The following is a 12,387-nucleotide window of genomic DNA, read 5'->3' as shown; positions in this document are numbered from 1 at the left end:
TTTACTATTTCAATATTTAAAATACATTGGGACTGGTGGGTATAATCTCTAAACTACCGTCATAATTAATATCGTTCAACAAAACCTCCACACCGTCTTTGTTGCTTGGATCAAAAGCCATAAAACTCTTACCTATTTGTTTACCCCTAGAATCCCAGACTTTTACCTCCGGACTGCCGCCAAATCCCGGCGCTGTTACTATTTCTGCTTTGCCATCACCGTTCAAATCACCGACTGACACATTTACTCCTCCGCGAAATTTTTTATCATAAGCAAACCAACCAGCAGAAAGTAGTTTTCCGTCTTTATTAAAAATTCTGATCTGCGGACCGCCGGACACACCCGCTCCGGCCACTATTTCATCTACACCATCGCCGTTGAGGTCTCCCAGGGCAACGTTTACTCCCCCGCGATAATCGGTGCCATAAGCAAAAAATCCAGGACTAAGCAGTCTGCCCTGATTATTAAAAATCCGAATATGCGGACCGCCGCCATTTTCCGTGCCGGTAATTATCTTTTTAGTACCGTCATCGCCAAAATCACCAACAGCGATGTTTACGCCCTTGTTGTATTTTTCACCATAAGGATAAAAAGTTCTCTCTTTTACTCCGTTGGAGCTATAAATATCAACGCCGGAACGACCAGCCACGATTGTTTCCATTTCCCCATCAGCATCAATATCAATAATTATTATCTGCGATAATCCAGGGTATTGTCTTTTGTAAGTATAAAATCCGCCGCGCAGACGCTCGCCGGTAGCGCTAAAAATACGAACAAAAGTGCCGTTGACAAAAGGACTGCCGATAATCTCTGACAACGGTCGATACATAATCACTCCGTCAGCGCCGGACAAGCTGACATAATTAACCCTTGAACCGTCATTAACTGTCGGGTCCTGTTTGCCGGATATTTTTTCAAACTCTTCGTCACCTAAAGTTATTATCCTGCCCTCTTTTCCCGAATTAAGAAACACTACGCCTTTTTCATAGTCTCGCCGCCACAATCCCGGCGCGATCTCTGATGAACCGGTGTCGGTATTATAAGCGGCTGATATCGGCTGACCCAAATCCACGTCATATTCGTCATACCACCACAATTCGCCGTGACTTTGCGTACCATAATCAAAACTATAATAACCATTATTCATCATAGTTGAAGCTAATCCGTAGCGCATCAAACGATAATTTTGCCAGTCACCGGTATTAGCCGTGTTATTATTGACTACCGTTGATTTGGGATTTTGACCATAAGACATATAGTCAGTATAAGCATATTGATCAGTCACCCAATCTTTCCAGGCGTAAGCGTTTTCGATTAATCGTCCGTTAAGAAAATCTTTATAATCATTAGTACCGTTACCAAGTATTATTTTATCCGGTCCTTCCAGCTGTCGAGATTTACCCAGCATTGTACGCATACCTTCATTCCAGGCAGTGTTGAGCCAAGTTGGGTTGTCCTTTGCCCCGTCACGGTTAATGTCCATGTCGCCGTCACCAACCCAAGAAGCGCTGCCCCAAACATTATCATAAAAAATACCATCCCACAGTCCGGTCGACATTACCTGGTCGTGCATAAACTGCGCTAAATAAGTATTCCAACGCTGTCCCGACGCATTTACCGGCGCTTGGTTAGTAACGTTGATCGACCAGTTGCCTGGCCAAGAAGAAAAATGTTCACCATTAGAACGCATCAGCCACCAGCCATCGCTCATACCCGCTAACAATTTGTGCCACGGACCGTTGACGCTTTCGATCTTGTCGTAATGACCGCGAGGAAATTCTTGACTGGCGACATAAGCTAAAATTTTTATCTCGGGATTAAGCTGTTTGATTTTTTTAATCTGTTCCGGAGAAGTTTCCTGAGCCTGCATACCCAATATTACTAAATCCCATTTGGCTAATTTAACCGCCTCATCATCGGTAATAGGAGTTTTGAGAAAATAATTGGCTAGCCTGGGATACTGACTGCTTTTTACCGACGCCGGATGCCAGGAGAAAAAAACAAAAACCATTACCAAAATCACCAATGGTATTAAAACATTGGTTAACTTTGCTAAAATTTTTCTACCTTTACCGCGGCGGCGTTTCATATTTTTCCCCACCTAATAATTGATTATAGACATCCATTATCCTTTGATAATGCTCTTGCGGTCCATATTTGATTCGCGCCAATTCTTGAGCGTTTTTTCCTATTTGCTCCAAATTAGGATCGTCTAGCATTGCCCGTAAGTTAGCACCAAGTGATCCTTTTTTCTGTGGATTGAATATCCTGCCCACCTGACCGATGATCAGTTCCGGCAAAGCACCTTGGGTGGATACCAACGCCGGCTTGCCATAGCTAAAAGCTTCCAACACGGTTAAGCCAAAAGCTTCGTATTGTATAGATGGCACAACAACGAACTTACAATGACGAATTTCTTCTTTTAATTGCTCTTCTCCGAGCTTGCCCAAAAACTGCACTCGATAGCCCAAATTATATTTATCAACCAATTTTTCCAAATTTTTACGATCCGACCCTTCACCGGCGACATGCAAATCGATATCTATTTTCTCACTATAAAGAGCACGAATTAACTCTTCTATTCCCTTGCCGCGCTCCAAAGCGCCAAAACAAAAAATATAATTTTTGGCCCTAGGTAAGACTAATTTTGGTTGTGGAAGAGTAAAATGCGGTATTACTTTTATTTTTTCTGTCGGCCATCCCCACTCGACGAGTTTGGTTTTGACAAACTGGCTGGGAGCAATAAAAATATCAACATTTTTCTGATAAGTTTTTAAAGCACTGTGAACATACATTTCCGCCGCCGCCACAGTCGAAGCGCCAAAAGAATTCTTGAGACAACGGTGCAAGACGCAATTGTAATAACGATGCACCTTGCACCGTTCACAAGTTTTGCCACCAATAAACAAACTGTAATTAGGACAAATCAACTTAAAATCATGAATCGTCATTACCACCGGCAGTTTAAAATGCTTAAAAACCGGCAAAATCGCCGGTGACAGCTGGTGATAAATATTATGGATATGAACAAGTTGCGGATGAGTTTTTATAATCAAACGCGCCACATCTTGTTGCGCCGCGCGGTTGTAAATAATATTTTTAGCCTTTCTCAACGAATCTAATGAATAATTTGGTCTTTTTAAATCGACATTCTTGGCAAAATAATCCTGATAAGGCGTAGCTTGGTTTCTGATATTAGCCATGGCAAAGGGAATCACTTCGTTGCCGTTATCTTCAAGCAATTTTTTGAGATCAAAATAATACCGCTCAGCGCCCCGAGCTAAATAATAAAATTTATTTACCTGTAAAACTCTCATAGATTTTTTAAAAAAATTATTTTCCGCCAACCCGGCTAACCGCTACCATACTGCCCAAAAATACCCAAAAAAACACCACTAACATATTGATGTCAAAATAAATGCCAAAATTGGCAGACCATAAAAACATTATAGCTAAGGTAAAAAATGTCAAGAGATGGCCTTTATATTCAGGTAACATTTTTCTGTAATGATTTTTGAAAAATCGCCACAAACCGTAAAACAAAGACAAAATAATCAATATACCAAAAAAACCCATTTGTACCGCCATGCCGACAAAATCGTTATGCAGGTCGCGCATTTCAATATTGTATTCCAAACCGCTAATATCAAAATTAAGTCGCTTGCCAAAACCAATACCCCAGAGCGGATTAGCACTGAATACCTGCCAGGCTGATTGCCAGGAGGCTAGCCGCCACATCGCGCTGGAATCCTGGCTTTCGGCAGTAAAAAAAGAAAACAGCCTGAATTGAAGAGAATGGGTCAACTCCGCGTCGGTCAAAAAATTAGTCGTCTGCCAGGAATAAAGCCAAAACGACAAAAGAGCGACAAAAAGCAAAACCAGTAAACCAAAGCCAATCATTTGAAAAAACTTTTTTCTCTGCTCCGCCTGATAATAAAAAAAGGTTATGGCTAAACCCAGAATCAGCGCCAGCCATAAATGTCTTTGCAGTGAAGCAAGCAATCCGACGAAAAAAACGCCAAGTAAAGTCAGGTAAAAATATTCGGTCTTGGTCCATTTACTGCGAAAAGCTAAAATATTAATCAAAATGATTATCAACGCTGTCAGGTAAAAACTGTGCGGTCCGCCGAGCAACCGCGTTCCCGGAGTTGATAACGGTACATATTCGACCCATATCCCCTGTCCGCTGACCAGTCCGTAGACGATGAAATAAACCAAAATCACACCGGCAGAAATCATGACTTTTATCATCCGGTCAAACTGTTCTTTGTTTTTTATAATATTAACTAACAATAAATAAACGACAAAGTACACGGCAAAATTTTTAAATGTCGAAAAAGAAGAAGAAAAATCAGCACTAACCTCTGAAAACGAACGAATAAAACTGCCGGTAATCACTGCCAGCCAAAGCCACAACGCCCAGCGCAAACCCTTGCCGGCAAAGACAAACCTTTGACCGACCTTCCAGTGTAAAAAAAGAGAGATGACAGTAAAAACGATAATTAAATCTAGGGGATAAAATTTTATCGCTTGATCCGCCCAAACTAAAGACTGCAAGGTAAACCAGCGCTCAAAAACCATGGTGCAAAATATAATCGCATAAACGCCGACTTGGGGAAATTTTAAAATAGCTAGTCCGGCAATAGCAAAACAAAATACATACAATAGCAGGTTAAAAGACCAAAAAATACTAACCACCGTAAAAAGACTGATCGCCAATATCGCGATAGCGGTAAATACGAACTCTTTAGAAAATTTATGCATATTTAAAGTAAAGCCAAAAAACAACAAAAAAGTAATTATTAATACCTTGTTTTAATTTTATTCTAACATTTTTTGCCTAATTTTTCAAATTTTTTTCAAAAAGAAAAGGGGCGGTCTTGGACCACCCCGATTGAGATTAATGAAACGACTATTTGAAACTGCAGTTCCAAAAGCCGTCATGGCGCTCGGCGATAGCGCAGTCGACCATGGCGTAATGCGAATTACACCACGTTAGTCGAGCGGCATCATCGTCGCCCTCCGGGAAAAACGAGCAGCCGTTAAACGGACCGCTCACCATCTTCCACAAATGTTCATCGATCGCTCCCTGATCGTAGATCACGAAGCGTTCGCCTTCATATCGCCGCCAAGCCATGCATTGCATAGTGTCAACCTCAACAGTGCAGACCGGCGCTACACACTCGTCAGTCGACTCGTCGCAGGTCTCCTCCGGCAAACAGGGAGACCCCGCACCCCCGCACATGTCAGTCGCTTCGTCGCACGAATCAATCGTGCAGAAATGACCGTCATCGCAAGGATCAATGGCGGATTCAAAACATGTCCCGCCAACGCATGTTTCCTGCCCGTTGCAGAAAACGCCATCGTCACAGTCGGAGTTGTCGTCGCAAGTCGGCGGCGGGATCACACACTGGGCGAGATTCTCGTCGCAAACCTCGCCACCGTTAGTATCGCAAGGATTGCCGGTGTGCGCGCAACTGTTTACCGACTCATTACATGTTTCCTGCCCGTTGCAGAAAACACCGTCGTCACCACACGGATAACCGCTGGAAGTGCAGTTATCCGTGTTTTCGTTACATCCTTCAACGCCGTTGCAGAAAACACTGTCGTCACCACAGGGGGTGTCGCCAGCGACACAACTACCGCCAACACATACTTCCTGCCCGTTGCAGAAAACGCCATCGTCACAGTCGGAGTTGTTATAACACTGGACCGGCGCGATAACATAAACGACTTTTTGGGTCGCATACGTATACACGCCATCGTAGATATCCAGATGTACGACATAGCTGCCGGCGGTGGCGTAAGTATGATTGACGTCCGCCCCAAACCCCGGAGTAGTACCGTCGCCGAAGGACCAATAATACTGCAAATCCACCGGATCAACCAGCGGCGAAGTGCACGACTGGTCGAAAAAATTCATTACTTCTCCCACCATACCGATCGTTGGCATGTAGGAGAAATCTACATCCACACCCTTGAAAACGCCGGGTGTGAAATCAACAATACCTCCGTCGCAGGTCGGCGTCCACGAGACTTCACCATAATATTCGCAAGCAGACAGATTAAAATACCCGCCTGCCAGCGTCTTCGGTCTCGCCGAGTCGTAATTCCCTGCCGGAACCACGACATGATAAATATGCCCGCCCTGAGGATTCAGTGTGACCGTCAGCAGGTCACACGCCGTACCCGGGTCATCACACCCGAAGTCAACCAAATCAATCGGTTGTTCCGGGTAGTAAATGAACAATTCGGTTCCGGCTAGCGTTACCGTGCAAACCGACGGCGGCGAAGTGTCGTCGTTATCATCGTCGTTGTTATCGTTGTCGTCGTTGTCATCGTCATTGTCATCGTCATTGTCATCGTCGTCATCATCGTCGACAGTGTCGTTATCGTTGTTATCGTTATCGTTGTTATCATCATTGTCATTATTGTCGTCGTTGTCATCGTCATCGTCATCATCATCGTCGACATCATCGTCGACAGTGTCGTTATCGTTGTTATCGTTATCGTTGTTATCATCGTCATCATCGATCGACGATGCCGACTCTTTATCCAACACCGTATCCTCCCCGGCACAGCCGAGAAAAAGCACGGCTAAAACAACCGCGGTTAACAAAAGAACTTTCTTCATTGTCGTACTCCCTCAAGATTGGAGGTGAGCGCCTCAAAATAGAGACGCTCACCGATTTACTGTTTACTGTGCCGCTGGTCCGCCGAAGCGGAGGTGTAGCCCTCCGCCCAGCCGCCAACGCATTTCATCGTTTTCGTCCTGACCGAGATATCCTTGCGGCAATGAAAGAAACACCGCAAAACGATCCGCGGCGTAAAGCCGCCAAGACATAGTGGCATATCCGCCATAAATATTGGCAGACGATTCATACCGGTTAGCGGTACGAGCGCCGTTTTGCCAATAACTATGACGAGCGATTCCGGGAAAATCCGCGAACGGACCAACCCGAATCTCCCACCAAGAAAAAGGATAAAATCGGACGTTGCCCAGTAGTCCCCATCCAGTTTGACGGGTACTGGGGTTTTCCGAGGCGTAAAGGAAGGTCGCCCCGGCTCCGATTTCCAGAAAATGAGTCAAGATCAGATCAGCATCGAACCCGGGAACAAACATTCCGGATTCATCGATGAGCTTTTGCTCATCGACTTTGTGCCAACCCTTAATCGGTCGGTACGCTGATCCGTAATTGCCGTAGCCGCCTTCCAGACGAAGGGACACTTTGAAGTTGTCCCAAAGCGAAACAGTGGGCTTTCCCACGTGCATCGTCACAACGACTTCCGCGTCGTTTTCGACAACATCAAAGTACCATTCCTCCGAACCCGGAGGCAGATCAAAAAGAACCTTTTCAAATTTGATCTTTTTGGCATTGCCATCACCGCCACCGCCATCACCGCCGCCCGTCATAACAGGTGGAACTTTAGGAATGGCTGGTGGTGATTTAACGGCTGCCGGAGGCGAAACAGCAACTACTTTCGTAGCTTGTCCCGGACCAACCAACTCGTCTTGGTGTAAACACCAAGTCGCCGCCGCGACGGCGCCAGGAACGACTGTTCTGGGCACAATAGCCCAAGAACCGTCCCAGTCCGGAGGCGCAATAGCTTCCACGCGTCGACGATCCAAATCGTCTTGCGCGACACGACCGCCTTTAATATGTCTGCCTGTGCCTAAGACACCGGGTGTCTCGCCGGCAGCACACATATTCTTGGTCGAAGTCGGTGACGGCAACAAACCGTCGTCCATAACCCAGTTATTAGCATGCTGGGGCAACCCCAGATAACTGGGATACGGCTTAGCCGTCTTGGTCGCCGCCTTTTCCTCCGGGAGAGGAACGGGCTCTTCAGTTTTATCTGCAGCGAGGCGCTGATCACTCTCCATGATCAGCCGTTTTGTTTCCGCCCAACATTCGGCGAGTGCCACTTGAGCATCGTCGTTGTCGGCGACCGACCCCTCCGGGTTGGTTAGAAACAGGCACCTGGCGGCTTTGTCCGTCTTGACCGGCAAACAACGGTTTTCACCGCATGCTTGACCGGATAAATCAGGCACATCAACTCCGCCCGGAACTGCCGCAGGCATGCGAATAAAAATTGTCTCGCTTTGGACGAGGAACACCTCGCCCAACTGATAGCCGGCATCAGTAAATTTTAGCTCCTTGGTACCGGCATCAACCCTGCTTTCCAAGCCGAGGCACTGGTAGCAAAACGCTACCCTTTTTCCGACCAACGATTGATCAATCCAGTTACTGGGTTGATCGACGGCAAAAGCCGTCGAAAAAAACATTGCGATCACCACCATGATGACCGCCCACAACATATACGTCTTCTTCATGCGTAGCTCCCTTCTCTCCAGGGCGATCACCCCGGTGTGGTTGTAGGTCGATAAAATTTTATTTATTTTTTCAAAGTTCTTACCGTTTCCAGCGCTTTAAGCACTGATTACGATCCCGTCGTCCAGACGGGACCGGCTATCAATGATTAATTATTTTTCGGGAAATAACATTTTATAAAAAGCGTCCGACTCCTCTTTTTCACGCAATACATCATCTGTCACTGCGATCGGCTGGTTATCGGTCTCCACCGGGATTAATACCGGAATCTGAGCAGAAGAAAAATCATCATTAAAACTTATGTATTGAGCCTCCGTCTCTTCCTCCGAATTTCTGGCAGTTTCGTTTTTCTCTTTAACCTCTGGATATTCTAAAGGACTGGAAACAAAAGAAATCATTTTTTCTGCCTGTGCTTCTTTTTCCGGATTATAACTGAATAAAACATAACCAACGGATAAAACCAAGCCTAAAGCAATCGAAGTAAAAATATTTAAGGCAATATTCGGTTTTACCGGATATTTGGAAGTAATCGGTTGGTCAACGGTTTTGACCACGATATTACTATTACCGGTATACTCAACGCTTCCGCCAGACAAAGCTGCGGCAATACTACCGGCTAAAGCAGCAGTTTGGTTTTTGTCAGTATGATAAACATCAATGCTCAAAATACCGGTATCAGGAACAACCCTGGTAACGATGGTTTTTTTCCATTCTTGTTTACGTGCAAACAAATCATTGGAGAACCCTTTTGTTGCGACACCACCCTGCAAAACCTTATCCATAAAAGAAGTGGAATAAACCAGATAGGCAAGATTATTACTCATCTTTTCCGCTGAACGAATAGCAGAATAAGCGTCCGACCCCTCACCTTGCTCAATCACTAATACCTGAACCGTAGAGCGATATTTAAAAGGCTGAAAAACAGTCGCGGTCAAACCGATAACCACCATTAACAAAACTACCGAGAGAATAAATCCGGCTTTATTTTTAAGTATATTTAAATATGTTAAATTGTTCATAAAAAATTAATCATCAAAAAAATGACTTGTTTATATTGTGTGTTTAAATCTCTAAAATTAAACAAAAAAATAGCTAAAAACACTCAATTTCTCCTTTTTAATATTGTAATATCCAACCTTATCATATTTTATTCATTATGTCAATAGATAAAGCTAATCTTACCAATAAAAAAACAGCTCGATATTCGAACTGCTTTTTAGATAAAAATAAAGCCAAAATGTTAAACAAATTCTTCAAGCGTAACATTTATCCTCTCTTCTCTCCCTTCTCGCCAAACAGTTAACTCGACAACCGTACCAACCCCATACTCTTGAATCATGCGGCTAAATATATTTTCACTATTTATTTCTTCTCCTTCAACTTTCAAAATCACATCACCTATTTGCAGGCCAGCTTTTTGCGCCGGACTGCCTTTTTCTACTCCGATAGCTCCCAAGGAAATGTTTTTATAAACCAATACTCCGCGACGCAATCCTTGGTATTTTTTTTCTACTTCGGGATTGATCATCATCTGACCTAAATCAAGATAACTAATTCCTATTTTCACGCGTGATATTTTTCCATTTTTCAGTGCTTCATCAATTTTATTACTAAAATTTAAAAGCGGCAAAACGACATTCTCTCCGTCCAAAGCATAAACTAAACCAATCAATTTACCGTTTTGATCAGTAACAGCTTCACCTAAAGCGACTTTTTCAAAATCTGATTCAGGCAAATAATAGCTATCTAAAATTTCTGCGCTCTCTATTAAATCTTTATTAGTTTTATTTGCTCGATAATTGATATTTTCCAGTAAAGAAGTTTTGATACCTTTATTTTTATCTAAAGCTAAAACTGTTTGCCCGGGTGAAACGTTTATTTTTTTATCAAAACCCAGAACAACCAAATTGCTTGCCGACACCTTTGCAAAGGCTACGGGAGTCATTGGATCGGTAATTATTTTTTCTATCTCATAAACATCTCCCTTTTCGCCGATCGCCACATATTGACCTTTAGTTTTGCTTAAAACTTGTTTAGTCGTGATTATCCAACCATCATTAGTCAGTATCACTCCACGACCCAGGCTATCCTCACTGCGATAAGCGCTGAGTAAAACGTCTTTGCTAGATACTTCCCGATACTGAAAAAAATTGACCGTGCTTTGTTTTAAGCCATCAAGCCAGCCACCTACTGTTACTTGCCGAGCGACACTATTTGCTTCCTGATTATTTTGCGATTGACGAATAACTATCTCTAAAGATTGATCGCTATTTTCCTGATTTAAAAAATTATATTTAGCAAGCAGATCGTAAAAATTGTTGTTTAGTTTTACCAACTCATCGCTCTCCCCCAGATAATTAAAAATAAATTTTTGAGCAAAAATCTGTCCAACAATACCCGCCGCCAAACCAAAAACCAAAGCTATGACCAGACTCAAAACTATTGTTCTCTTTAAACTCTTGTCATTAGGAATTATTTTTTTCCACATATATATTTATTGAAAATATTTGATTATTATAACCATTGGGCGGTACCCCAAATAAGCCCCAGCACAATAACACTGATTAACAAATACCGCAATACCATTTTACGGTTTAATAATCCGATCAACTGATTGCGCGCCAAATTAATCAAAGCATAATAAACCAAGGAAATAACCAAAGCTTTAACGTAATAAGTGTTTGGTAAAAAAACTAAAGACCAAAATGTTTCCAGTAACAACAAACCAATAACGATCAAATATAGCCAACTCTGTTTCACGGTAATGCCAGAAATCCACATTGTCTGATAAATCAACATGATTGCCAAAAATAAAAAAAATGTTGCCGAAAGCCAAACCGAAAAGTTTAAAAAAGCAATAAAACTATAAGCAACGGTGAGAAAAAGAAACAAGCTGATAATATTCACATTCCCCGAAATACTTTCAAATGATCGCGCCGGATAACCAGCGGGAAGATAAAAACGATCAAAAAGATTTTGCAAAATCAAAAGAAAGATAATATTAGCAAAAAATACCATAAACTGCTGCCAAAAACCACTTTCTAAAATCATTATAAAAAAATACACCGCCAAAATAAAAACTCCGGGAGTGATTAAAAAACGCCAAAATTCTTTGTAATGCAAAGATTTTTGCAGCTCACTCACTGCTACGAACCTATTAGTCAAATACCAAACAGAAAAAAATACTATCAAACAAGTCAAAATCCCTATTTCAACGGCAGCACGGCTATACAAAAGCCAGACTTCCCAAACCATTATCAGGATCAATGGCGCCAGAAAAACTGACATTTTTTTTAACAACAAATTATTTGATAACATCGTTTTTTAATTTAGACTGGTCAATATCAAACCTCATAATCATTTTACCTCGTTCCAAAACAACCTCTTTGATTACTATCGGTAAATTGCCAAATATTTTTTCCACTTCTTCATTGATTTTCTGGTCAAAAAAAACACTGCTAATACTGGTTGGTATCTTCAAAACACCAATTTTTAAGTCTTTAATTTTTAATTTGGGTTTGCCTGCTTCTACTTGAGGCAAAAAATCAATTGTTAAATATATTTCTTTTGGTTTTTGAATTTTTACGAAAACCTCAATTCTATCTTCTTCTATCGCCACTTGCGCGGAATCAAAAAACAAATTATTTTGTTGCTTGTTTAACTCTTGCAAGCTATTATTTAAAATTGCGGACAAATCATTTTCTTTAAAAATCAAATCTTTGTTCGCCTGTCCAGACACCAAACTGTTTACCGGTACAGAGGTTAAACCAGAGACTATTTCGATTGCCCTGACTGGTTGCGGCTGCTTATAAAAAATATCAGAAAAAACAGGAATTTTAATTAATCCCGTTTTGGCGGTAGCCGCCGCCCCGTAGCCGGCAACAACTAAAACAATAACCACAACCAAACCAAAACAATTACAGCAACCAAAAAATGGTCGCTTTTTAATCACTTTTGGACGCAAACTACCCGCCTCTTCTCTTATCATTTTCTGCAGTTCTTTACTATCAACGGATTGGCTCCCAAAATTATTTTCCACCCTGGTCATAAATTT

General features: G+C 42.4%; 9 protein-coding genes. All 9 read right to left on the bottom strand.

The genetic code is table 11. The features are described 5' to 3' along the window. Positions 1-16: 16 nt before the first annotated feature. Entirely contained in the window at positions 17-2,089 is a 2,073-nt protein-coding gene (locus WC310_00625; GenBank protein ID MFA5358309.1) for a putative glycoside hydrolase, read from the bottom strand. After that, a complete protein-coding gene (locus WC310_00620; GenBank protein MFA5358308.1) occupies positions 2,070-3,317 on the bottom strand; it encodes a glycosyltransferase in 1,248 nt (415 codons plus the stop codon). Before WC310_00620 ends, WC310_00625 begins: the two co-directional genes overlap by 20 nt. 16 nt (positions 3,318-3,333) lie before the next feature. Further along, positions 3,334-4,764: an O-antigen ligase family protein gene (locus WC310_00615; GenBank protein ID MFA5358307.1), complete on the bottom strand. Its 1,431-nt coding sequence runs from the start codon at positions 4,762-4,764 to the stop codon at positions 3,334-3,336. A 148-nt stretch (positions 4,765-4,912) separates the two neighbouring features. Beyond that, positions 4,913-6,634, bottom strand: a complete 1,722-nt coding sequence (locus WC310_00610) for a PKD domain-containing protein (protein MFA5358306.1) — start codon at positions 6,632-6,634, stop codon at positions 4,913-4,915. A gap of 63 nt (positions 6,635-6,697) precedes the next feature. Continuing rightward, the gene (locus tag WC310_00605) at positions 6,698-8,335 is read right to left on the bottom strand and encodes a hypothetical protein (protein MFA5358305.1); all 1,638 of its coding nucleotides are present in this window, start codon (positions 8,333-8,335) and stop codon (positions 6,698-6,700) included. Positions 8,336-8,485: 150 nt separating this feature from the next. After that, on the bottom strand, positions 8,486-9,352 hold the full coding sequence (locus tag WC310_00600) for a hypothetical protein (GenBank protein ID MFA5358304.1): 867 nt from the start codon (positions 9,350-9,352) through the stop codon (positions 8,486-8,488). A 221-nt stretch (positions 9,353-9,573) separates the two neighbouring features. After that, complete coding sequence (locus WC310_00595) at positions 9,574-10,821, bottom strand: PDZ domain-containing protein (GenBank protein ID MFA5358303.1); 1,248 nt, start codon at positions 10,819-10,821, stop codon at positions 9,574-9,576. Between the two features lie 26 nt (positions 10,822-10,847). Further along, complete coding sequence (locus WC310_00590; GenBank protein ID MFA5358302.1) at positions 10,848-11,651, bottom strand: hypothetical protein; 804 nt, start codon at positions 11,649-11,651, stop codon at positions 10,848-10,850. After that, positions 11,638-12,381 (bottom strand): hypothetical protein, encoded by a 744-nt coding sequence (locus WC310_00585; protein ID MFA5358301.1) that lies wholly within the window; start codon positions 12,379-12,381, stop codon positions 11,638-11,640. Before WC310_00585 ends, WC310_00590 begins: the two co-directional genes overlap by 14 nt. Positions 12,382-12,387 lie beyond the last annotated feature (6 nt).

It is taken from the genome of Patescibacteria group bacterium (assembly GCA_041653535.1).
Classification (GTDB): Bacteria; Patescibacteriota; Patescibacteriia; order JACRDY01; family JACRDY01; genus JBAZFH01.
This window is presented reverse-complemented; position numbering and strand designations above follow the sequence as displayed.

What these genes read in the sequence shown, in the direction of transcription:
- WC310_00605 (MFA5358305.1), bottom strand. Translation starts at nt 8,335, where the DNA reads ATGAAGAAGACGTATATGTTGTGGGCGGTCATCATGGTGGTGATCGCA.
- WC310_00590 (MFA5358302.1), bottom strand. Translation starts at nt 11,651, where the DNA reads ATGTTATCAAATAATTTGTTGTTAAAAAAAATGTCAGTTTTTCTGGCG.
- WC310_00625 (MFA5358309.1), bottom strand. Translation starts at nt 2,089, where the DNA reads ATGAAACGCCGCCGCGGTAAAGGTAGAAAAATTTTAGCAAAGTTAACC.
- WC310_00595 (MFA5358303.1), bottom strand. Translation starts at nt 10,821, where the DNA reads ATGTGGAAAAAAATAATTCCTAATGACAAGAGTTTAAAGAGAACAATA.
- WC310_00620 (MFA5358308.1), bottom strand. Translation starts at nt 3,317, where the DNA reads ATGAGAGTTTTACAGGTAAATAAATTTTATTATTTAGCTCGGGGCGCT.
- WC310_00600 (MFA5358304.1), bottom strand. Translation starts at nt 9,352, where the DNA reads ATGAACAATTTAACATATTTAAATATACTTAAAAATAAAGCCGGATTT.
- WC310_00585 (MFA5358301.1), bottom strand. Translation starts at nt 12,381, where the DNA reads ATGACCAGGGTGGAAAATAATTTTGGGAGCCAATCCGTTGATAGTAAA.
- WC310_00615 (MFA5358307.1), bottom strand. Translation starts at nt 4,764, where the DNA reads ATGCATAAATTTTCTAAAGAGTTCGTATTTACCGCTATCGCGATATTG.
- WC310_00610 (MFA5358306.1), bottom strand. Translation starts at nt 6,634, where the DNA reads ATGAAGAAAGTTCTTTTGTTAACCGCGGTTGTTTTAGCCGTGCTTTTT.